Source organism: Actinocorallia sp. API 0066 (genome assembly GCF_020991275.1).
Lineage (GTDB): Bacteria > Actinomycetota > Actinomycetes > Streptosporangiales > Streptosporangiaceae > Actinocorallia.
Window position 1 is genome coordinate 159,663 of the sequence record NZ_JAJLQY010000006.1, and the last position, 21,922, is coordinate 181,584.

General features: G+C 73.6%; 21 protein-coding genes. 5 read left to right on the plus strand and 16 right to left on the minus strand.

What is annotated here, in order from left to right; all coding sequences use genetic code 11:
* Positions 1–24: 24 nt before the first annotated feature.
* From LO762_RS16875 to mraZ, 4 genes are all read right to left on the minus strand, one after another.
* Positions 25–1,992, minus strand: a complete 1,968-nt coding sequence (locus LO762_RS16875; protein WP_230616274.1) for a penicillin-binding protein 2 — start codon at positions 1,990–1,992, stop codon at positions 25–27.
* Positions 1,989–2,978 (minus strand): hypothetical protein, encoded by a 990-nt coding sequence (locus LO762_RS16880; RefSeq protein ID WP_230616276.1) that lies wholly within the window; start codon positions 2,976–2,978, stop codon positions 1,989–1,991. The genes LO762_RS16875 and LO762_RS16880 overlap by 4 nt, the downstream gene beginning before the upstream one ends.
* Positions 2,975–3,928, minus strand: coding sequence for a 16S rRNA (cytosine(1402)-N(4))-methyltransferase RsmH (gene rsmH / locus LO762_RS16885; RefSeq protein WP_230616278.1), 954 nt, complete (start codon positions 3,926–3,928; stop codon positions 2,975–2,977). Before rsmH ends, LO762_RS16880 begins: the two co-directional genes overlap by 4 nt.
* Before the next feature lie 191 nt (positions 3,929–4,119).
* Positions 4,120–4,551, minus strand: coding sequence for a division/cell wall cluster transcriptional repressor MraZ (gene mraZ / locus LO762_RS16890; protein WP_230616280.1), 432 nt, complete (start codon positions 4,549–4,551; stop codon positions 4,120–4,122).
* A gap of 473 nt (positions 4,552–5,024) precedes the next feature.
* Between mraZ and LO762_RS16895 the strand changes: the two genes are divergently transcribed.
* From LO762_RS16895 to LO762_RS16905, 3 genes are read left to right on the plus strand one after another with little or no spacing between them, the layout of a single operon-like run.
* Positions 5,025–5,996 (plus strand): AAA family ATPase, encoded by a 972-nt coding sequence (locus LO762_RS16895; protein ID WP_374201570.1) that lies wholly within the window; start codon positions 5,025–5,027, stop codon positions 5,994–5,996.
* Between the two features lies 1 nt (position 5,997).
* Entirely contained in the window at positions 5,998–7,200 is a 1,203-nt protein-coding gene (locus LO762_RS16900) for a DUF58 domain-containing protein (RefSeq protein ID WP_230616281.1), read from the plus strand.
* The gene (locus tag LO762_RS16905; protein ID WP_230616282.1) at positions 7,197–9,548 is read left to right on the plus strand and encodes a DUF3488 and transglutaminase-like domain-containing protein; all 2,352 of its coding nucleotides are present in this window, start codon (positions 7,197–7,199) and stop codon (positions 9,546–9,548) included. Before LO762_RS16900 ends, LO762_RS16905 begins: the two co-directional genes overlap by 4 nt.
* Before the next feature lie 86 nt (positions 9,549–9,634).
* Here LO762_RS16905 and LO762_RS16910 read toward each other — a convergent pair whose 3' ends face one another.
* The 6 genes from LO762_RS16910 to LO762_RS16935 all read right to left on the minus strand — a co-directional run bounded on the left by LO762_RS16910 (position 9,635) and on the right by LO762_RS16935 (position 14,477).
* Positions 9,635–10,045, minus strand: a complete 411-nt coding sequence (locus LO762_RS16910; protein WP_230616283.1) for a DUF3040 domain-containing protein — start codon at positions 10,043–10,045, stop codon at positions 9,635–9,637.
* Between the two features lie 137 nt (positions 10,046–10,182).
* Positions 10,183–11,478, minus strand: a complete 1,296-nt coding sequence (locus LO762_RS16915) for a DNA polymerase IV (protein WP_230616284.1) — start codon at positions 11,476–11,478, stop codon at positions 10,183–10,185.
* 2 nt (positions 11,479–11,480) lie between these two features.
* Positions 11,481–12,242, minus strand: coding sequence for a methyltransferase domain-containing protein (locus LO762_RS16920; RefSeq protein WP_230616286.1), 762 nt, complete (start codon positions 12,240–12,242; stop codon positions 11,481–11,483).
* Between the two features lie 166 nt (positions 12,243–12,408).
* On the minus strand, positions 12,409–12,825 hold the full coding sequence (gene nusB, locus LO762_RS16925; RefSeq protein ID WP_230616288.1) for a transcription antitermination factor NusB: 417 nt from the start codon (positions 12,823–12,825) through the stop codon (positions 12,409–12,411).
* Entirely contained in the window at positions 12,825–13,385 is a 561-nt protein-coding gene (gene efp / locus LO762_RS16930; protein ID WP_230616289.1) for an elongation factor P, read from the minus strand. The genes nusB and efp overlap by 1 nt, the downstream gene beginning before the upstream one ends.
* A gap of 42 nt (positions 13,386–13,427) precedes the next feature.
* Positions 13,428–14,477, minus strand: coding sequence for a Xaa-Pro peptidase family protein (locus tag LO762_RS16935; RefSeq protein ID WP_230616291.1), 1,050 nt, complete (start codon positions 14,475–14,477; stop codon positions 13,428–13,430).
* A gap of 143 nt (positions 14,478–14,620) precedes the next feature.
* Here LO762_RS16935 and LO762_RS16940 point away from each other — a divergent pair, with 143 nt between their 5' ends.
* On the plus strand, positions 14,621–16,105 hold the full coding sequence (locus tag LO762_RS16940; protein WP_304523662.1) for an FAD-dependent oxidoreductase: 1,485 nt from the start codon (positions 14,621–14,623) through the stop codon (positions 16,103–16,105).
* 56 nt (positions 16,106–16,161) lie between these two features.
* Here LO762_RS16940 and LO762_RS16945 read toward each other — a convergent pair whose 3' ends face one another.
* Positions 16,162–17,211, minus strand: a complete 1,050-nt coding sequence (locus LO762_RS16945; protein WP_230616292.1) for an LLM class F420-dependent oxidoreductase — start codon at positions 17,209–17,211, stop codon at positions 16,162–16,164.
* 74 nt (positions 17,212–17,285) lie between these two features.
* Complete coding sequence (locus LO762_RS16950; RefSeq protein WP_230616296.1) at positions 17,286–17,960, minus strand: enoyl-CoA hydratase-related protein; 675 nt, start codon at positions 17,958–17,960, stop codon at positions 17,286–17,288.
* A gap of 80 nt (positions 17,961–18,040) precedes the next feature.
* On the opposite strand from LO762_RS16950, the gene LO762_RS16955 reads away from it, so the two are divergent.
* Positions 18,041–18,652 carry a TetR/AcrR family transcriptional regulator gene (locus LO762_RS16955; RefSeq protein ID WP_230616298.1) on the plus strand — a complete coding sequence of 204 codons (612 nt, stop codon included), beginning with the start codon at positions 18,041–18,043 and terminating at the stop codon, positions 18,650–18,652.
* A 55-nt stretch (positions 18,653–18,707) separates the two neighbouring features.
* Here LO762_RS16955 and aroQ read toward each other — a convergent pair whose 3' ends face one another.
* From aroQ to aroC, 4 genes are read right to left on the minus strand one after another with little or no spacing between them, the layout of a single operon-like run.
* Positions 18,708–19,139 (minus strand): type II 3-dehydroquinate dehydratase, encoded by a 432-nt coding sequence (gene aroQ, locus LO762_RS16960; protein ID WP_230616300.1) that lies wholly within the window; start codon positions 19,137–19,139, stop codon positions 18,708–18,710.
* The gene (gene aroB / locus LO762_RS16965; RefSeq protein ID WP_230616302.1) at positions 19,136–20,215 is read right to left on the minus strand and encodes a 3-dehydroquinate synthase; all 1,080 of its coding nucleotides are present in this window, start codon (positions 20,213–20,215) and stop codon (positions 19,136–19,138) included. Before aroB ends, aroQ begins: the two co-directional genes overlap by 4 nt.
* On the minus strand, positions 20,212–20,721 hold the full coding sequence (locus LO762_RS16970; protein WP_230616304.1) for a shikimate kinase: 510 nt from the start codon (positions 20,719–20,721) through the stop codon (positions 20,212–20,214). Before LO762_RS16970 ends, aroB begins: the two co-directional genes overlap by 4 nt.
* Positions 20,718–21,899: a chorismate synthase gene (aroC, locus tag LO762_RS16975; RefSeq protein WP_230616308.1), complete on the minus strand. Its 1,182-nt coding sequence runs from the start codon at positions 21,897–21,899 to the stop codon at positions 20,718–20,720. The genes LO762_RS16970 and aroC overlap by 4 nt, the downstream gene beginning before the upstream one ends.
* Positions 21,900–21,922 lie beyond the last annotated feature (23 nt).

A 21,922-nucleotide genomic window follows, 5' to 3' on the forward strand; every position in this document is an offset into this window, starting at 1 on the left:
GGACCGGCGCGCCCGGTTGCCGGATCAGTCGGCGAACATCTTCAGCGTCGGCGCGACCGTCCCGGTGGGCGGCACCTTGCGTGACTTCAGCGCGAAGGACATGACCTCCCGGAAGACGGGGGCCGCCACCACGCCACCGTAGTACTCCTTCTTGGGATCTTGCAGCACGACTTGGACGACGAGCTGTGGATCATCGGCCGGAGCCATGCCCGTGAACGACGCCGTGTACCCCTGGTAGTCGGCGACTTCCTCCACGTAGCGCTCGGCCGTGCCGGTCTTGCCCGCGACCCGGTAGCCGGGGATCTGCGCGGTGGCCGCCGTGCCGTCCTTGCCGACCGCGCCCTCCAGCATCCGGATCAACTGGTGCGCCGTCTCCTCGCTGATCACGCGGCGGCTGGCCGGGGCGGCGGCGGGCTTGAACGCGCCGGCCTCGTCCAGGGTCCCGGCGACGAGGGTCGGGGTGACCCGAACGCCGCCGTTCGCGATCGTCGCGTACACGCTGGCCATCTGGAGCGCGTTCACCGACACCGTCTGGCCGAACGAGATCGGGTACCTGTCGGTGCCGCTCCACTTGGCGGGCGGGTTGAGCAGGCCCTGGGTCTCGCCGGGCAGGCCGACGCCGGTGGGGCTGCCGAAGCCGAACGACGTCAGGTAGCCGTGCAGCTTGTCGTTCGACAGGCCCTCGGACGCCAGGATCGTCCCGATGTTGCTGGACTTGGCGAGGATGCCGCCGAACGTGATGTTCTTCCAGGTCGGGTGGCGGCTCGAATCGCGGAACCGCTTGTCGTACTTCCACAGGTGGTCCGGGACGGTGAACGCCGTCTCCGGCGTCACCAGCCCCTCCTCCAGCAGCGCGGCGGCGGTGATCACCTTGCCGGTGCTGCCCGGCTCGAACGCCTCCTGCACCACACGGTTCTGGAGTTGGCCGCCGGTCGCCTTGGCGTACTCGTTCGGGTCGAACGTCGGGACCGACGCCATCGCGAGGACCTTGCCGTCCGGCGTCATCACCACGACGGTCCCGGACTCGGCCTTGAATTCCTTGACGGCCCTGGCGACCGCCTCCTGGGCCTCCCACTGGATGTCCTGGTCCAGGTACAGGCGCAGCCCCTGGCCCGGCACCGGGTCCTTGGTCTGGCCCTCGCCCATCGGGATGTGCTGGCCGTCCCTGCTGATCTCGACCCGCTGCTCGCCGTCCACGCCCTTGAGCAGCTTGTTGTGCGCGTACTCCAGGCCCGCACCGCCGTCGCCCTCCTGGTTGACGAACCCGATGACGTTCGCGGCGACCGCGTCGGCCGGATACGACCTGCGCGACTCCGGGACCGTCCCGACGCCCTTGTAGCCCAGCGACAGCACCAGCCGCGCCTTCTCCGGGCTCACCCAGTGCGCCAGCGGCACGTACTGGGTCTTCTCCCGGCCGAGCGCCTCCAGCACGTCCCGCACGTCCAGGCCCAGCAGCGACGACAGCCGCGCGGCGATCTCCGTCCGCTTGGCCGGCTCGACCCGGGAGGGGTCGACGAACACGCCGCGCGCCTCCTGGGTGAGCGCGAGCGGACGGCCCGAGGCGTCGGTGATGGTGCCGCGCACCGCGGGCAGGTCGATCTTGCGCAGCCGCTGGCTGATCGCCGCCTCCGACCACTTGTCGGACTGGAGGCCCTGGAGCTGGAACAGCCGCCCCGCGAACAGCGACAGCACGAACGCGATGATCAGCAGGCCCGCGTTGAGCCGCTTCATCGGGTCGCGCAGCCGCATCACGGCGAGGCGACGCGGCGGCGGACGGCGCGGCGGGCGCGGGCGCGGCGCGGCCGCCGCCCGGCCGGGGACGGCCCTGCGGGGCGCGCCCGACCGCGTCCGGTCCCGGTCGGCCCGGCCACCCTCGGGGAGGGTGCCCGCGCCGCCCGTCGTCCGGCGGGCCGTCTGGCCGCGCGGGGCCTGGCCGCGCGGACGCCGTCCCGGCGGCGCCTGCCCGCCGGGGGTGCGGGGCCGCTCCGTCACCGCCGGCCCTCGGCGGGGTCGGTCGGCGTGCCGGGCTGCGGGCCCGTCCAGCCGGGGATGCCGTCGCCCGGCACGATCGCGCCGGGCACCCCGATCACCCCGGCCGCAGCGGCCGCCGCCGCTGCCGCCGACGGGACCTGGCGCTTCTTGCCGCCGGTGACGCTGCCGTCCACCGGATCGACGAAGGCGAGCTGCTCCGGCTGGACCATGCCCTGGTTCTCGGCCTTGAGCGCGAGCCTGTCCGGCGCCTCCTCGCGGGCGATCTCCTCAACAAGCTGCTGCTTCTGCTGGATGAGCCGCCTCTCGCTCCTCTCCAGCGCGCTCAGCGTGAAGGAGTCGCGGGCCAGCACGGTGTTGAGCACCAGCAGGCTCACCAGCGCGCCGCCCATCAGGCACAGGAGCAGCAGCACGAACGGCGCCCGCGGACTGCCGTCCCGCGCGGACTGCCGCGGCCGCGCCTGCCGCTCCGGCGTCGGCTCCGGCCGGGCCGGGGCCGGACGCGGGGCACGCTCGGGCGCCTTGCGCGGCGGCGCGACGGGCGCCGCCTTCGCCGCCTCCGCCCTCGCCGCCCGCGCCGCCTTCCGCGACGACTTGGCGGGCTTGACTGGCTTGGCGGGTTTCACCGGCTTCGTGGGCTTTGTCGGCTTCGTCGGCGGCTTTGTCGTCTTGGCGGGCGCCTCGGCCTTCGCCGCCGCCCGCCCGGCCCCGCGCGGCGCGGCCGGAGCCTTGGCGGCGTCACGTGCCGCCGTCCCGGCCCTGCCGACACGGCGCGGCGCGGGCCGCTCGTCGGTGCCCGTGCCCGCACGCGGGGAACGGCCGGTGGCCGCCTCCGCGGCGCCCGTGGCCGCGCGCGCCGGACGGCCCGAGGGCGGCTCGGCGGGGCCCGGCTGTGCGGCGCGGGGGGTCGGGGTGTCGGAGGCCGGGTCGTCCTTGGTGCGGCGGGAGGCTCCGCGGCGGCGTGGCCCGCCGCGCTCGATCGTCGTCATGCGTCCTCCCGGATCCGCTCGGCGGCGCGGAAGCGGACCGAGGCGGCCCGCGGGTTCCCGGCGATCTCCGCCTCGGTTGCCTGTTCCCCGCCCCTGGTGAGCAGCTTGAACGTGGGCTGCAGCTCGGGCAGCGGCACGGGCAGGCCGGGCGGTGTGTGGTCGGTGGTGCGCTCGGCCAGGACGCGCTTGCTGATCCTGTCCTCCAGCGAGTGGTACGACAGCACCGCGACGCGGCCCCCGACCGACAGGGCGTCCAGGGCGGCGGGCAGCGCGCGCCCCCAGACGGCGAGCTCGCTGTTGACCTCGATGCGCAGCGCCTGGAAGGTCCGCTTCGCCGGGTTGCCGCCGGTACGGCGGGCGGCGGCGGGGATCGCCCCGCGCACCAGCTCGGTGAGGCGCGTGCTGCCGGTGAACGGCTCCTTAGCCCGTTCCCGCACGATCGCGGCGGTGATCCGCTGGGCGAACCGCTCCTCGCCGTACTCGCGCAGGATCCGGGTCAGCTCACCCGGCGGGTAGGTGTTGAGGACGTCGGCGGCGGTGACGCCGCGCGTCTGGTCCATCCGCATGTCCAGCGGCGCGTCGTAGGAGTAGGCGAAGCCGCGCTCCGGCTCGTCGAGCTGCGGCGAGGAGACGCCCAGGTCGAACAGGATCGCCTGGATGTCCGGTTCGCCGAGCCGGTCGAGCACCGAAGGCAGCTCGTCGTAGACGGCGTGGACGAGGGTGACGCGGTCGCCGAACGGCGTGAGCCGCTTGCCCGCGCGCTCCAGCGCGACGGGATCGCGGTCGAGGCCGAGCAGCCGCAGCGCGGGGAAGGCGGTGAGCATCGCCTCGGCGTGCCCGCCCATGCCCAGGGTCGCGTCGACGTACAACGCGCCCGCCGCCCCCACGGCGGGTTCCAGCGTCGTGCGGACGCGGTCGAGCAGCACCGGAACGTGTCCGGGATCGATCATGGTGTGTGACTCCCCCACGGCAGCCGACCGCTCGCGGTCGATCGGACATGCGCCCGGGGCGGGTGTTCGCCCGGCCAGGTCCCCAACCGCTTGCCCTGAGGAAGGGCCACCTGGCGCCGGGGAAGCTGCGCCAGCTGGCGGGGAGAGCGGGTGGAGACCTGGCCGGACGGAGTGACCCACGCCGGGTCGAGCTACAGGATCCCGGGCAGCACCTCCTCCGAGATCTCGGCGAAGGACTCCTCCTCGGCCTGAAGGTAGGACTCCCAGGCTGAGGCGTCCCAGATCTCCAGGCGGGTGTTGGCGCCGATCACGACACAGTCGCGGGTGAGGCCCGCGTAGGCGCGCAGCGGCGGCGGCACGGTGATCCTGCCGCTCTTGTCGGGGACCTCGTCGGAGGCGCTGGCGAAGAAGACGCGGCCGTAGGCGCGCACGGACCTGGCGGTGACGGGAGCGCCGGCGAGGGCGTCGGTGATCCGCTCGAACTCAGCCGTGGGGAAGACGTAAAGGCAGCGTTCCTGGCCTTTTGTGATCACCAGTCCCCCTGACAGCTCCTCGCGGTACTTGGCCGGCAGGAACAGCCGCCCCTTGTCATCGAGGCGCAAAGGATGCGTACCGAGGAACACGGCACCACCCCCTCGCGCCGTATGCCCGGTCTACCTGTGCGGTCTACCTACTGCTCGGGAAGCGTACGACTCGATCATGGGACCCTTGCCCCACAGCGCCCCACTGTACTCCACTCCTCCCCACCGTCAACTAGGAAAACGGGTGTTTCGCACCGCTCCACGGACCAGAAGCCGCTGCTCAGGGCGGGTGGGGGAAAGTGGGGGGCGGCGCGGCGTGGCGGGCGCCACCACACGCCGCCGCACAGCCGCCGCGCGCCACCGCGCGCCGCGCCGCGTCCCGGGCGACGGGCGGCCGCCCGAAGCCGTACTGTCGGTAACACCGGTAAAGGACGGATAATGGCGCTCGCGGACGTGTTCATGGGATCCGGGCGCTGTCGCGAGCCCGACTTCGTCGGGAGCGCCCGACTCCGAACCATGGGCGCGCGGAGCCCCTACATTGGGCAGGGGAAAACACCGATCAGGGCGGAGAGTTCGTGACAGTGGGTGTGCGAAGCGGCGCCGGTACCGGGTTGGGTGACGTGGCGGGCGTCGCCGGGAAGATCAGGGCGGCCGTCGAGTCGGTCATCGAGGGCAAGACCGAGGCCGTCCGCCTGGCCCTGACGGTGATGCTCGCCGAGGGCCACCTCCTCATCGAGGACGTGCCCGGCGTCGGCAAGACCATGCTCGCCAAGACCCTCGCCCGCGCCGTCGACGGCACCGTCAGACGGGTCCAGTTCACCCCCGACCTCCTGCCGAGCGACATCACCGGGGTGAGCGTCTTCCAGCAGGACCGCCGCGCGTTCGAGTTCGTGCCCGGCCCGATCTTCGCGACGATCGTCGTGGGCGACGAGATCAACCGGGCCTCGCCCAAGACCCAGTCGGCGCTGCTGGAGTGCATGGAGGAGCGCCAGGTCACCGTCGACGGCGTCACGCACCGGCTGGAGCGGCCGTTCATGGTCGTCGCCACCCAGAACCCGGTCGAGATGGAGGGCACCTACCCGCTGCCGGAGGCGCAGCGCGACAGGTTCACCGCGCGGATCTCGCTGGGCTACCCGAGCTTCGCCGCCGAACTCGACATGCTGGACTCGCACGGCACCGCCAGCCCCCTGGACCTGCTCCAGCCGGTGGCGTCCGTCGCCGAGGTGCGCGGCATCATCGAGACCGTCCGGCACGTGCACGCCGCGTCCGCCGTCAAGCAGTACGCGGTGGACCTCGTGTCGGCCACCCGCGAGCACCCCGACCTGCGGCTGGGCGCCTCGCCCCGGGCCACGCTGCAACTGGTGCGCGCCGCCCGCGCCCGCGCCGCCCTGGACGAGCGCGAGTACGTGCTCCCCGACGACCTGCAGGCGCTGGCCGTCCCGGTGCTGGCGCACCGGCTGCTGCCGACCGCCGAGGCGCGGGTGGAGCGGCGCAGGCCGGAGCAGATCGTCGCGGAGATCGTCGCTCGGCTGCCCGTAAGGGGCTGACGTGGGCGTCGTCAGGACCGCGCTGGAGGCGTTGACCACGCGCGGCAGGTCGTTCGCCGCCGCGGGCGTCACCGCGGTCGCCTGCTCGTTCCTGCTGGGCGAGCGGGACCTCCTGCGGGCCGGGCTGCTGGTGCTGGCGCTGCCGCTGATCTCGGCGCTCGCCGTCTCCCGGACCAGGTACCGGCTGGCGTGCGCGCGGCGGCTGTGGCCCGCGCGGCTGCCCGCCGGGCACGAGGCGCGGGCCGACCTGCGGCTGGAGAACGTCTCCAAGCTCCCCTCCGGCCTGCTGCTGGTGGAGGACAAGGTGCCGTACACGCTCGGCGGACGGGCCAGGTTCGTGCTCGACCGGATCGAACCGCACGGGCACCGCGAACTCAGCTACCGGCTGCGGTCCGACGTCCGGGGCAGGTTCCGGGTCGGGCCGCTCACCGTGCGGCTCGCCGACCCGTTCGGGCTGGTCGAGCTGGCCAGGTCGTTCAGCCTCACCGACACCCTGACGATCACGCCCCGGATCATCGACCTGCCCCCCGAACGCGTCCTGGGCGCCTGGGACGGCGACGGCGAGCACCGGGCGCGCGCCCTGGCCGTCACCGGGGAGGACGACGTGGCGCCGCGCGAGTACCGGCGCGGCGACGACCTGCGGCGGGTGCACTGGCGCTCGACCGCGCGGCACGGCGAGCTGATGGTGCGGCGCGAGGAGCAGCAGTGGCAGCGCCGCGCGACGGTCCTGCTGGACACCCGGCGCGCGGCGCATCCGGAGGAGGCGTCGTTCGAGCTCGCCGTGTCGGTCGCCGCCTCGGTCGGGGTGCACCTGGCCGAGGAGGGGCTGGCGCTGCGCCTGGTCACCGACGCCGGGCACGACCCGTCGGTCGTCGAGCGGCCGGGCGCCGACGCGGGCGGTGAGCTGCTGGACGCGATGGCGGTGGTCGCCCGCTCGGACGGCGAGAGCCTCGTGCCGGGCCTGGCCGCGGTGCGCGGCACCGGAGCCGGCCGTTCCGGCGGGCTGCTCGTGGCGGTGCTCGGCCGGATCACCGCCGAGGAGGCCAAGGCGTTGGCGGGCGTGCGGCACGGCGGCGCGGTGGCGCTGCTGGTGGACGGCGACGAGACGGGCGCGGCGGCGCCGCTGCGCGGGGCGGGCTGGCGGGTGCTGGCCCCGACCTCGCTCGCGGACCTGCCCGCCGTGTGGACGGGGGTGGCCGGATGAGCCGGGAGGACGGCGAGCGGAGACCTCGGCCGGTGCTCGCGGTCGCGTCGGCGGCGGCCACCGCGCTCGCCGCGACCAGCCTGGCGCCGCTGTTCCAGGACCGCTCCTGGGTGCTGCCGACGCTCGGCGCGATCCTCGTGGTGGCCGGGGCGGGCGCGCTGGTGCGCAGGTTCCGGGTGCCGCCGGTGTTCACCCTGGTCGGCTCGATCGCCGCGCTGCACCTGTACCTCACCGCGGTGTTCACCGGGTCGCAGGCGCTGCTGTGGGTGATCCCCACGGCCGACTCGATCGAGGCGATGCTGGCGCTGCTGCGCGACGGCAGGCACACCGCCGAGACGTACGCGGCGCCCCTGCCCGTCGGCGACGGGGTGCGGATCATGACGGCGTACGGCGTCGGGTTCGTCGCTGCGGCCGTCGACCTCCTCGCGGTCCGCCTGCGCAAGGCCGCTCCGGCGGGGCTGCCGCTACTCGCCCTGTACAGCGTGCCTGCGGCGGTGCGTACGGAGAGCGTCAGCTGGGTCGCCTTCGCGCTGGGCGCGGGCGGGTACCTCACGCTGCTCGCCCTGGAGGCCCGCGACAGGGTGACGGCCTGGGGCCGCGTCGTGCCGTCCTCCTTCGGGCGCTTCCCCAGCGTCCAGGGCTCCGCCGAGACCTTCGCGCCGCGCGTCACCGCGGGCAAACGGGTCGGCGTCGCGTCGATCGCGGTCGCCGTCGCGATCCCCGCGCTGGTGCCGGGCCTGGGCGCGACGGCGGTGTTCGACTTCGGCGGCAAGGGCTCGGGCGGCTCCACCACGATCACCACCGCCGACCCGCTCGTGGACCTCAAACGCAAACTGACCAACCTCGGGGACGCCGAGGTGCTCCGGTACCGCACCACCGCGGCCGACCCCGACTACCTCCGGATCTTCGCCCTCGACGTCTTCGAGGACGACCGCTGGACGTACTCGGCCCTCGCGTCGGGCGCCGCGCCCAAGATCGACGGCGGCACCCTGCCACGGGTGCCCGGCCTCACCGTGTCCGCCTACGTGGACAGCAGGACCGAGATCACCGTCGCGCCCAAGGTCAGGGACATGAAGTTCCTGGCGCTGCCCTACGCGCCGCGCGAGATCGACATCGAGGGCGACGCCTGGCGGGCCGACCGGCAGTCCCTCATGGTGTTCTCCACCGGCGCCGACGCCGACGGCCTCACCTACACCGTGGACAGCCGCCGCGCCACGCCCACCCCCGGACAGCTCCGCCGGGCGTCCCCGGCGGGCCTCGGGCGCTACACCGACGTGCCGCGCCTGCCGCAGGAGGTGATCACGCTCACCGAGCAGGTCACCGGCAAGGCGCGTACCAAGTTCGACAAGGCGGTCGCGCTCCAGCGCTGGTTCAACCGGGAGTTCACCTACTCGCTGGAGCCCCCGCCGCCGACCAGCCTGTCGGACCTCACCGCGTTCCTGCACGACCGGCGCGGCTACTGTGAGCAGTTCGCCGCGACCATGGCGCTCATGACGCGGCTGCTGAACATCCCCACCCGCGTCGTCGTCGGGTACGCGCCGGGCACCTGGCAGGCCGACGGCACCTACCTGGTGCGGCAGCGGGACGCGCACGCCTGGCCCGAGCTGTACTTCGAGGGCGCCGGATGGGTCAGGTTCGAGCCGACCCCCGGCGGGACGGGCGCGCCCTCGTCCGTCGGGTCGCCCGAGTACACCCGGCCGCAGACACAGACGCCCGAGAACGACGGGTCCGAGGAGGGCCCGGAGACGCCCGAGCCGACCGCCTCGGCGGAGGAGACCCCCTCGGCGGCCCCGACCGAGACCGCCGCCGCCACGGACCCCGAGCGGACCCAGGGCGCCGACGAGGACGGGGCGCTGCCCGTCGGGTGGATCATCGGCGCGCTCCTGCTCGTGCTGCTGGCCGGGTCGCCCCGGCTCGTCAGGGCGGCGCTGCTGCGGCTGCGCTGGGGGCCTGCCGCCGACCCCGCCTCGGCCGCCTGGGCGCAGCTGCGCGGCGACGCCCTCGACTACGGGCTGGGCTGGCAGGTCGCCGAGTCGCCGCGGGCCGTCATCGGGCGGCTCGGGCGGCGCCTCGGCCCGGACGCCGCCGAACCGCTCGCCAGGATCGCGCTGGCCCGTGAGCTGTCCAGGTACGCGCCGCCCGGCGCGCTGCCCCCGCAGGGCGGCGCGGGGCTGCGCGGCGACACCCGTGCCGTGCGCGCGGCCATGGACGCCGCCGCCACCCGGCCCGCCCGGGTCCGGGCGAGCCTGCTGCCCGCCTCGTCGCTGGACGCCGTGCGCCGCGCCTGGGAGGCGGCCCGCGACCGGCTGCCCCGCCGCGCGGGCCGCGAGGACACCGACGCCCCCTGACCGACCGGCGGGGACGGCGAGAACGTCAAAGGGCCGCGCCCCGGGTGGGACGCGGCCCTTCGTCGGTCTTCAGGGGACGCGGACGGTCACTGCTCCTCGGAGCGGCGGCGCCAGCGTTCCTCGAGCTTGTTCATGAATCCGCCGGACGAACCGCGACCGCGCGGCGCGGACGTGCCGTCCCCGCCGGGCTCGAAGTCGCCGACGGCGCCGATTCCGGTCATCCGCTTCCAGCTCGACAGCGCCCACACGCCGCTGGCCAGCATCAGCAGGAAGCCGGTGACGCTGATCGCGACCGTCACGCCGCCCTTGCCGACCACGAGCCCGGCCATGAGCACGGTGATACCGACCACCAGGCCCAGCGCCGCCTTGACGATCTGCCGCTTGTAGTGGCTCTGCGGGTTGGTGGACCGGAAGGCATGCGCGAGCTTCGGGTTTTCCTCGTACAGCGCATGCTCGATTTCAGCGAGCAGACGTTGCTCGTGCTCAGAGAGCGGCACGGTGCCTCCCAACGACTGCCCCGTGGTTCGGGTGCCTGGTGCTCCTTAGCCGGACGGGGACCTGGCTAACGGTGATATGCCCAGAATACGAGCCGGAACGACCTGAGTGAAGAAAACTCCGGCGGTAGGACCACAACCTATGCATCGGTGCCTCCCCTTGCGTTACTGCCGTCCCACGCGGCACCGGCTTCACGTCCGGGCCCGCGGGGCGTCGGCGGCAGCAGCGCCGCGGGCCTGATCGCCCCCCTGCCGAACCGCCGCGCCGCCTCGTCCATCGCCTGCTCGGCCTCTCGCCAGCCCGTCTCCGGCTCGTCCAGGGCCAGCTGACGGGGTGCCTCGCCCGCGGGTGCGAGGTTCTCCACGCGGACACCGATCAGTCTGAGGGGTACCCGCTCCCGTCCGGAGGCCGCGAACAGCTCGCACGCTGTGAGATAAATCACACGGGAGAGGTCGGTCGGCTCGGGCAGGGTGCGCGCCCTGGTGATCGTCTGGAAGTCGGGTTCGCGCAGCTTGACGCTGATCGTCCGGCCGCGCAGGCCCGCCGCGCGCAGCCGCTCGCCCGTCCGCTCGGCGAGGCGGAGCAGCTCGCGCCGCACCTCGGCCGGATCGGTGACGTCGGTCTCGAACGTCTCCTCGGCGCCCACGCTGCGGTCGGTGCTCTCGGGGGTGACCGACCGGGGGTCGCGGGCCCAGGACAGCTCGTGCAGGTGCGCGCCCAGGGCGTTGCCCAGCTCGGCCCGGAGCGCCGCCACCGGGAACCTCGCCAGCTCGCCGACCGTGCGCAGGCCCAGGGAGCGCAGCCGCTCCTCGGTGCGCTCCCCGACGCCCCACAGGTGCGCGATCGGCAGCGGGTGCAGGAACTCCAGGACGCCGTCGGCCGGGACGACGAGCAGGCCGTCCGGCTTGCACCGGGTGGAGGCCAGCTTGGCGAGGAACTTGGTCGGGGCCACCCCGACCGAGCAGGTCAGGCCGAGTTCGTCGGCGACCCGGCGGCGGATCAGCGCGGCGATCTCGGCGGGGCGGCCGAAGAGGTTGCGGGCGCCGGAGACGTCCAGGAACGCCTCGTCCACCGACAGCGGCTCCACCAGCGGGGTGAGCGACCGCAGGATCTCCATCACCCGCCGGGACATCGCCCCGTACTTCTCGTGCCTGGGCCGCAGCACCACCGCGCGGGGGCACAGCCGCAGCGCCCGCGACATCGGCATCGCCGAGTGCACGCCGAACGTCCGCGCCTCGTAGGACGCCGCCGAGACGACCGCCCGGTTGCCGACACCGCCGACCAGGACGGGCCTGCCGCGCAGCTCCGGCCGCTCCAGCAGCTCGACCGAGACGAAGAAGGCGTCCATGTCCACGTGCAGGACCGGGCAGCCGGTGTCGTCGGCGAGCGGGCCGCGCACCGGGCCCGGCCGGTGGAGCTGCTGTTTGCGGGACACGGCTAGCCCGGCCGCACCGCGGTGAGGTGCAGCTGGGCGGCGAGATCGGCGAGCACCGGGTGGACGGCGGCCGCCTCGTCCAGGGCGCGCAGCGCCTCGGCGGCGCGCGGGTCGGTGTCGGGGGCGGCGACAAGATCGGTGAAGACCCGGACGCCGTGGATGCGCGGCTCGGCGAGGCCCGCGGCGTCCGCGAGGCCGAGCAGCGCGGCCCGGGTGAACCGGCGGCTCGGGGCCCGGCCCTGGCCGGAACCGCCCTCGGCGGCGCTGAGCGCCTTCAGCGCCTCCGCGAACTGCCCGGCCGCGGCCCGGTGCACCACCGCGGCGAGCGCGCCCGGCACGAGCACGCTCACGGTGCCGCCGGGCCGGGTGACCGCGACGAGCGCGGCGACGACGGCCGCCACGTCGTCCAGGTACTCCAGCACGCTGTGGCACAGGACAAGATCGGCGGCATCGGGGCCGACCAGCGCGGCCACGTCGGCGGCGTCGCCCTGGACGCCGCGCACGGACACGCCCGCCTCGGCGGCCCGGCGCTCCAGCATCGCCAGCGCGTCCGGGCTGGCGTCCACGACGGTGACGCGGTGCCCGGCGGCGGCCAGCGGGACGGCGTAGTGGCCGGTGCCGCCGCCCACGTCCAGCACGTCCAGGGGGCCTTGGGACAGCACGGGCGCCAGCGCCTCGCGGACGGCGGCCAGCGGGCCCGCGGCGGACCGCGGCGCGCCCCGCTCGGTGGTGGCCCGGTCGCGCAGGCCCTCGTGCACGCTCATGCCCCCACCCTAGCCAGGCTCGGTGACAATCCACAGGAGGGCTGTGTTCGACTCGGCCCAGGGGCGCTCTAGCGAGCCCGACTGCGTCGGGGAGCGCCCCTGGGCCGCCGCGCGCCCGAAGGACGCGAACGCCCGGCCCGCACGAGGCGGGCCGGGCGCACAGGTGTCAGAGGGCGAGGCTGGGCTTGAGCTCCTGGAGTCGGGAGAGCAGGCCGTTGACGAACTTGGGCGACTCCTCGGTGGAGAAGTCGGTGGCCAGGGCGACGGCCTCGGCGATGGCGACGCCGTCCGGGACGTCGTCGGCCCACAGCAGTTCGAACGCGCCGATCCGCAGGACGGTGAGGTCCACCGCGGGCATCCGGTCGAGCGTCCAGCCGACGGCGTAGGTGGCGAGCAGCTCGTCGATCCGCTCGCGGTGCCTGGTCACGCCCTCGATGATCCGTACCGCGTGGCCGTGCTCGGCCAGTTCCTCACCCTTGGGCTTGCCGCGCCGCAGCGCCACCTCGCCCGGTGAGATGTCCCGCTGCTGCGCCTCGAAGAGGATCTCGAAGGCGTACCTGCGGGCCTTGGTGCGAGCGGCCATCAGGCGCGGCCGAGGTAGTCGCCGGTCCGGGTGTCGACCTTGATCTTCTCGCCGGTCGTGATGAACAGCGGGACCTTGATCTCCGCGCCCGTCTCCAGGGTGGCGGGCTTGGTGCCGCCGGTGGAGCGGTCGCCCTGCAGGCCCGGATCGGTGTGCTGGACGACGATCTCGACGGTGACGGGCAGCTCCACGTAGAGCACCTCGCCCTCGTGGATCGCCAGCATCGCGCCGCCGTTGTCGAGCAGGTACTTGGCGGCGTCGCCCAGGACGGCGGGCGAGACGTGCAGCATCTCGTACGTCTCGTTGTCCATGAAGACGTAGTCTTCGCCGTCCTTGTAGGAGAACTGCATGTCGCGCTTGTCGACGGTGGCCGTCTCCACCTTGGTGCCGGCGTTGAAGGTCTTGTCGACGATCTTGCCGGACTTGACGTGCTTGATCTTGGTGCGGACGAAGGCGGGACCCTTGCCCGGCTTGACGTGCTGGAACTCCACCACCGACCACAGCTCGCCGTTGTCCAGCTTGAGTACAAGGCCGTTCTTGAGGTCGTTCGTCGTCGCCACTCGAATCGTCTTTCGTTCGTCGGCCGCCCGCCTCAGCGTCAGTCAGAGGACGAGCAGTTCCTTGGTGGTCTGGGTGAGGAGTTCCGGGCCGCCCGCGCGGACCACGAGCGTGTCCTCGATCCGGACACCGCCGCGGCCGGCGAGGTAGACGCCCGGTTCGGCGGTGACGGGAACTCGATCTGTCAGTCTACCGGTCCGGGTGGGGCCGAGCATCGGAGCCTCGTGGATCTCCAGGCCCACTCCGTGGCCGAGTCCGTGGGTGAAGTCGGCGGCGTGGCCGCCCGCCTTGATCACGTCGCGGGCGGCGGCGTCCACGTCCGGCACGGCGGCGTCCGGGAGGCAGGCGGCGACGGCGGCGGCCTGCGCCTCGGCGACGAGGCCGTAGATCTCGCGCTGCCAGCCCGCGACGGACCCGACGGCCACGGTCCGCGTCATGTCGGCGTGGTAGCCCTCGACGAGCGCGCCGAAGTCCATCGTCACGAGGTCGCCGTCCGCGACGGGCCGGTCGCCGGCGACGTGGTGGGGCACCGCGCCGTTGGGGCCGCTCGCGACGATCGAGGCGAAGGCGGGCCCGTCGGCGCCGAGGTCGACCATGCCGCGCTCCAGCGCGCGGGCGATCTCCTTCTCGGTGACGCCGGGCGCGATCTTGGGCAGGACGAGGCCGAACGTCCGGTCGGTGAGGGCGCAGGCGCGGCGCAGGAGGGCGATCTCCTCCTCGTCCTTGACGGTCCGCAGCTCCTCCACGAGGCGGCCGAGCGGCACCGCGCGGACGTTCTCGAACAGGGCGGCGTGGTCCTCCACGGTGATGTCGTGCGCCTCGAAGGCGACCTCGCCGCCCGCGCGGTCGACGAGTTCGGCGGCGACGTGCGGGGTGACGAGGAGTTCCAGGTCGGGCGCGACGGCGGCGGCCGTCCCGGCGTAGCGGGCGTCGGTGGCGAGGACGGCGCGGCCGTCGGCGAAGACGAGCACGGCGGCGTGGGAGGAGGCCAGGCCGGTCAGGTAGCGGACGTTGACGAGGCGGGTGATGAGCGCGGCGGGCGCGGGGAGGCGGGCGGCGAGCGCGGCGCGGCGCCGTTCGTGGATCTGCGGCATGTCCCCGAACCTACGCGGTGCGCGGGGACGGACACCCTGCGACGTGCGCTGCTTGATCGACTCCGGGCTTTCCCCTAGCTTGTGCCGTTCAACGCGAGTCTTCTTCACGTCAGTAGCCCCTCAACCCCCCAAGGATCGGCACCATGACGTCAGTAAGCCGCAGGCGGATGCTCGGAGGCGCCGTCGCCTCCGCCGCAGCGCTCGCCTCCCTGCCCTCCGCCCGCGCGGCCGCCGCGCCGGGCGACCCGGCCGAGCCCCTGGAGGTGGACGTCGCGATCGTGGGCGGCGGCCTGTCGGGGCTGACCGCGGCCCGCGACCTGGTCGCGGCGGGCCGTTCCGTGGTCGTGCTGGAGGCGCGCGACCGTCCCGGCGGCCGGGTGTACGGCCTGCCGCTGGGCGACGGCACGACGAGCGAGGGCGGCGCCGAGTTCATCGGCCCGACCCAGGACCGGATCGCCGCGCTGGCGCAGAGCCTGGGTGTGGCGACCTTCAAGACCTACAACACCGGCAAGAACGTCTACCACCGCAACGGCAGGCGCTCGCTGTACGCGACGGACGGCCTGCTCGGCGCGGTGCCGCCGGACTGGGGCGTCATCGACCTGGAACTGGCGCTCACCCGGCTCGGCAACGCCGCGAACAAGATCACCCCCGGGACGCCGTGGACGGCGCAGGGCGCGGAGGACTGGGACTCCCAGACGTTCCACACGTGGTCGCGGGCCAACACGCTCTCGTCGGGGGCGCGGTTCCTGCTCGACGCGTTCATCTCGACCACGCTGTCGGTACGGGCCAAGGAGGTGTCCCTCCTGTACGTGCTGAACTACATCGCCGCCGCGGGCAACGCGGGCAACCCCGGTGACGTCGACCGGCTCATCAACACCGCGGGCGGCGGCCAGGAGTCGCGGTTCGTGGGCGGCTCCCAGGAGGTGCCCGTCCGGCTGGCGGCGGCGCTGGGCGACCGGGTGCGGCTCTCGGCGCCCGTCCGGCGGATCGCCCAGGAGGGCGACAGGGTGGTCGTCACGGCCGACGGCGTGACGGTCTCGGCGAAGCGGGCCGTGGTCGCGATGTCCCCCGCCGTCACCGCGAAGATCGAGTTCCTGCCGGGCCTGCCCGCCGCGCGCGCCCAGCTCGCGCAGCGGTTCCCGATGGGGTCGGTGGCCAAGTTCGTCGCGGTCTACCCGACGCCGTTCTGGCGGGCCGAAGGGCTGACCGGCCAGGCCGTCGCGGACTCCGGCGCGATCGACGCGACGTTCGACAACAGCCCGCCGGACGGCTCACGCGGCATCCTCATGGGCTTCGTCAGCCAGACGAACCTGCGGTCGCTGCGCGCGGGCTCCGCCGCCGACCTCACGGCGGCGTGCCTCGCCTCGTTCACGAAGCTGTTCGGCGCCCAGGCGGGCGCGCCGACCCGCACCGCCCACCAGATCTGGGACGACGAGCCGTGGAGCGGCGGCGGCCCGACCGGGATCACCGCGCCCGGCGTGCTCACCGAGTTCGGGCCCGCGCTGCGCGCCCCGCACGGCCTCGTGCACTGGGCGGGCACCGAGACGTCCGACTACTGGACCGGCTACATGGACGGCGCGGTGCGCTCGGGCGAGCGGGTCGCCGCCGAGCTGCTGCCGCTGCTGTAGCCGCGTGAGGGCCCCGCGCACGACGCTGTGCGCGGGGCCCTCGGCAGGTGGCGGCGTCACGCGTCGGCGACGAGCTCCTTGATCCGCTCGATGAGCTTGACCTTGCCCGCGTGGTCGGCGGCGATCGGCGTGATGTTGAGCGTCGTCACCCCGGCCTCCTTGAACGCGGCGACGCGCTCCTTGACCCAGGACTCGGGGCCGACGAGCGACATGTTCTTCAGCAGCTCGAACGGGACCTTCTCGGCCGCCTCGTTCTTCTTGCCCGCCAGGTACAGCTCCTGGATCTCCTCGGCCTCCTTCTCCCAGCCGTAGCGGCGGCACAGGGAGTTGTAGAAGTTCTTGCCCTTGGCGCCCATGCCGCCGATGTAGAGGGCGAGGTGGGGGCGGCCGAAGTCGAGGTAGTCCTGGACGTCGTCGCCGATCGCGAGGGTCGCCATCACCGAGATGCCGAGGTCGCCCAGCTCGGGGTCGCGCTTGGCCTTGCCGCGCGCGATCGACTCGCCCCACACGTCGGCGGCCTTCTCCGGCAGGAAGAAGATCGGCTGCCAGCCGTTGGCGATCTCGGCGGCCAGCTCGACGTTCTTCTCGCCGATCGCGGCGATCTCGATCGGGATCGCCGGGCGCACCGGGTGGTTGATGATCTTCAGCGGCTTGCCCAGGCCGGTGCCCTTCTCGGGCGGAAGCGGCAGCGTGTAGTACTTGCCCTCGTAGGAGAGGCGCTCCTCACGCTTCCAGACCTTGCGGCAGATCTCGATGACCTCGCGGGTGCGGCCGAGCGGCGCGTGGTACGGCACGCCGTGGAAGCCCTCGATGACCTGCGGGCCGGACGCGCCCAGGCCGAGCGTGAAGCGGCCGTCGGAGACGTAGTCGATGCCCGCGGCGGTCATCGCCATGAGCGCGGGGGTGCGCGAGTAGATGTTGAAGATGCCGGAGGCGATCTCCAGCCGCTCGGTCCTGGCGGCGATGTAGCCGAGCTGGCTGACGGCGTCGAAGCTGTACGCCTCGGCGACGTACACGATGTCGAGTCCGGCCCTCTCGAAGTCGATGAGCTCTTCGACGGCTTCCTTGAAGCCGCCCGCGTAGCCCAGGGGCATGCCGATGCGCATGGTCACTCCTCGTTGCGGGATCCTGCCGACGTACCGAACGGAGTTCAGTATGCCGCTCGTCATAATGGGGTGGTTCAGGCGGGTACGTCTAGCGTCGCCTCGCCCGAGAGCGCGATGATCGCCGGGCGGTACATCGTCCGGCGGATCGCGCCGAAGGTCTTGCCCTCCTTGGCGGCGAGCAGCGTGGCGATCTCCACCGCCTTGCCCAGCACCTCGTCCTCGGCGACGGCGTGGTGCGCGATCCCCGCGGCGACCGACTCCGGGCCGGTGAAACGGCGGCCCGTCAGCATCGCCTCGTGCGCGGCCTCGGTGGGCAGCTTGCCCTGGATCAGCGCGGCCATCCCGGGCGTGAACGGGATGTTGATGTCCACCTCGGGCAGGCAGAACCAGCCACGGTCGGCGCGCATCACGGTGAAGTCGTGCGCGAGCGCGAGCATGCCGCCGCCCGCGAACGCGTGCCCGTTGACCGCCGCGACCGACGGCAGGTTCTGCGTCAGGAACCGCGCGTACAGGCCGTGGATGCGGCCGACGTACCAGTCGAGGCGGTCGCCGTTGGCGGTCAGCCACTCCAGGTCGAGGCCGTTGGAGTAGAACTTGCCTTCGCCGGTGGTCACGACGGCGCGGGCCTCCCCGGCGATCCCGTCGAGCGCCTTCTCGAACGCGTCGAGGAAGTCCGGGTGGAACCGGTTCTCCCCTTGCGTGAGGCGCAGGACGAAGACCCCTGACCCGGTGTTCTCGATGTCGATCATGTGCCCTCCGGCCGGAAGATCGTGCGGGTGGTGCTACCGAATTATGATGACTGTCATAGGAATACTGACATAATGCGACAATGAGTGCCAAGCAACGCATGGTGCGCAGCGCCGCCTACCTGTTCCGCGAACGGGGCTACAGCGGCACCGGCTTCCGCGACGTCATCGCGCACAGCGGCGCGCCCCGCGGCTCCATCTACCACCACTTCCCCGGCGGCAAGGTCCAACTCGCGGTCGAGGCCATGCGCTACGCGGGCGACTTCATCGCGGCGGGCACCGAGTCGGCCATCAGCGAGGACCCGCGCGCCGCCATGCACGCGTTCATCGGCTGGTGGCGGCACGTGCTCGTGCGCAGCGGCTTCCAGGCCGGATGCCCCATCGCCGCGGTGACGATCGAGTCGCACGAGGAGGCGCCGCAGCTCGCCGAGGCCGCGGCGGCGGCGTTCGCGAAGTGGCGGGAGACACTGGCGTCGGGGCTGGTGTCGGGCGGGTGCGCACCGGCTCGCGCGGCGACGCTGGCGACGCTCATCGTCTCGGCCGTGGAGGGCGCGACGATCCTGTGCCGGGCGGCGAAGAACACGGACGCGCTCGATGACGTGGCCAGTGAACTTGAGGCACTCGTGCGGGCGGCTCTCGGCGAGCCGGAGGGCACCCGTGCCGAAAAACCCGCCACATCCGACGGGGCGGCTTGACGGGCCTCGCTCGGCGCTTCCCGTCAAAGGGTGTTCGGGGGGCGCGCGGGCGCGGCTACAGCAGGGTCTTGAGGGCGTGCAGGGCCAGGACGTAGGAGTTCAGGCCGAAGCCCGCGATGGTGCCGGTGGCCACCGAGGAGACGACCGAGGTGTGGCGGAACTCCTCGCGCGCGTGCGGGTTGGAGATGTGCACCTCGATGAGCGGCGCGGTGCGCTGGGCGAGCGCGTCGTGCAGCGCGTAGGAGTAGTGCGTGAAGGCCGCCGGGTTCAGGACGACCGGGAGGCGCTCGTCGGCCGCCTCGTGCGCCCACGCCACCATCTGAGCCTCGTCGTCGGTCTGCCTGACCTCGACCCGCAGGCCGAGTTCGGCGCCGGTGCGACGGCACAGGTCCACCAGGTCGTCGAACGTCTGGGCGCCGTACACGTCCGGCTCGCGGGTGCCCAGGCGCCGCAGGTTCGGGCCGTTCAGGACGAGCACCCGGCTCACCGCGCCACCTCCAGGTAGGCCGCCTGGAGCAGCTCCTCGGCCGGGCCCTCAAGCCGCCCGCACTCGGCCAGCGAGTCCAGCACGACAAAGCGGAGCGTCGCGCCACGGGTCTTCTTGTCCACGTTCATGACCGAGCGCAGGGCGGGCCACGCCTCCGCCTTGTACGTCACCGGGAGGCCGACCGAGGCGAACACGGCGCGGTGCCTGGCCACGAGGTCGGCGTCGATCCTGCCGTCCAGCCGGGACAGCTCGGCCGCGTACACACAGCCGATCGCGACGGCGTGGCCGTGCCGGAACCGGTAGTCCTCGATCTTCTCGATGGCGTGCGCGAGGGTGTGGCCGTAGTTGAGGATCTCGCGCAGGCCCGCCTCCTTGAGGTCTGCGCCCACCACGTCGGCCTTCACCCGGACGGCGCGCTCGACCAGCTCACGGGTGTGCGGGCCGTGCGGGGAGGCGGCGCCCGCCGGATCCTCCTCGACGAGTTCGAGGACGCGCGGGTCGCGGATGAACCCCGCCTTGATCGTCTCGGCGAGGCCGGAGATGTAGTCCTCGTGCGGGACGGTCGCGAGCGCGTCCAGCTCGCACAGCACGCCCGCGGGAGGCGCGAACGCGCCCACGAGGTTCTTGCCCGCGGCGATGTTGATGCCGGTCTTGCCGCCGACCGCGGCGTCCACCATCGCCAGCAGCGTCGTCGGGACCAGCACGCAGCGCACCCCGCGCAGCCAGGACGCGGCGGCGAACCCGGCGAGGTCGGTGACCGCGCCGCCGCCGACCCCGACGACCGCGTCCGAGCGGGTCACGCCCAGCGCCGCGAACGACGTCCACAGCCCCGCCAGCACCTCGACGGACTTCGCGCCCTCGCCGTCGGGCACCGGCAGGCCGTGCGCGGTGTACCCGGCCTTCTCCAGCGCCTCCAGGACCGGCGTGGCCAGTCGCGGGGTCGCGCCCGAGTAGATGACCGCGACCGTCCGCGCCCGCCCGCCGACCAGGCCCGGCAGCTCGTCCAGCACACCGGTGCCGATCACCACGTCGTAGGGGCTCTCGCCCTTCACGGTGATCCTGGACGCCTCGCTCATGGCCTGCCCTCCAGGGCCGCCACCAGCTCGGCGACGACCTCCTCCTCGGTGCGGCCCGTGGTGACCGCGGTGATCTCGGCGAGCCGCTCGTAGACGGGCAGCCGCTCGGCCATCAGCTTGCGCAACTGCGACCTCGGGTTGAACACCAGCAGCGGCCGCGCCGAAGCGAGCCCGACCCGCTTGACGGCCTCCTCCAGCGACACCTCCAGGTACACCACCCGGTGCCCGGCGAGCGCCTCCTGGGTCTCCGGGGCCAGCGGCGCGCCGCCGCCCAGCGCCAGGACGCCCGCGTGCTCGTCCAGCGCGGCGCGCACCGCCGCCCGCTCCAGTTCGCGGAAGCGCGCCTCGCCGTCGTCGACGAAGATCTCGCCGACGGGCTTGCCCGCCACCTCGACGATGTCGGCGTCGGTGTCGCGGAACGGCACACCGAGCGCCTCGGCGAGCGCCACGCCGATCGTGCTCTTGCCGCTGCCCGGCGCCCCGATGAGCACCGCGCGCGGCCTCATTTCACCACCAGCGACTGGAGGTAGGCGCGGGCGTTGCGCGCGGTCTCCTCCACGTGGTCGCCGCCGAACTTCTCCAGCACCGCGTCCGCCAGGCACAGCGCCACCATCGCCTCGGCGACCACCCCGGCGGCGGGCACCGCGGTGACGTCGCTGCGCTGGTTGATGGCCTTGGCGGGCTCGCCGGTGAGCACGTCGATCGTGTCGAGCTGGCGCGGCACCGTCGAGATCGGCTTCATCGCGGCGCGCACCCGCAGCACCTCGCCGTTGGTCATGCCGCCCTCGATGCCGCCCGCGCGGTTGGTGCGGCGGCGCACGCCCTCGGCGGTGCCCTCGATCTCGTCGTGCGCGCGGGTGCCGGGGCGGCGGGCCGTCTCGAAGCCGTCGCCGACCTCGACGCCCTTGATCGCCTGGATGCCCATGAGGATCCCGGCCAGGCGCGCGTCCAGGCGGCGGTCCCAGTGGACGTAGCTGCCCAGGCCCGGCGGCAGGTTGTAGGCGAGGACCTCCACGACGCCGCCGAGGGTGTCGCCCGCCCTCTTCAGCTCGTCCACGTGCTCGACCATCGCCGCGTCCGTCTCCGGGTGGAAGCAGCGCGCCGGGGTGGCGTCGATCGCCTCCAGGTCCGTGGGGCCGGGCAGCGGCGCGTCCTCGGGCACGGCGATCTCGCCGAGCGACACCACGTGGCTGAGCACCTCGACGCCGAGCGCCTGGCGCAGGAACGCCCTGGCGACCTCGCCGAGCGCGACCCGGGCCGCCGTCTCGCGGGCGCTCGCCCGCTCCAGGACGGGCCTGGCGTCGTCGAAGCCGTACTTCTGGATGCCCGACAGGTCGGCGTGGCCGGGGCGCGGCCGCGACAGCGGGGCGTTGCGCGCCTGGGCGGCCAGCACGTCCGGGTCCACCGGGTCGGCCGCCATGACGGTCTCCCACTTGGGCCACTCGGTGTTGCCGACCTCGATCGCGACGGGCCCGCCGAGCGTCTGCCCGTGCCTGACCCCCCCGAGGATCGTCACCTTGTCCTGCTCGAACTTCATCCGGGCGCCCCGCCCGTGGCCGAGCCTGCGCCGCCGCAGCCCCTCGGCGACGTCCCCGGACGTCACCCGCACCCCGGCGGGCATGCCCTCGACGATCGCGACGAGAGCGGGCCCGTGCGACTCCCCAGCGGTCAACCAGCGCAACATGCCGGTAATTCTTCCACCTCCCC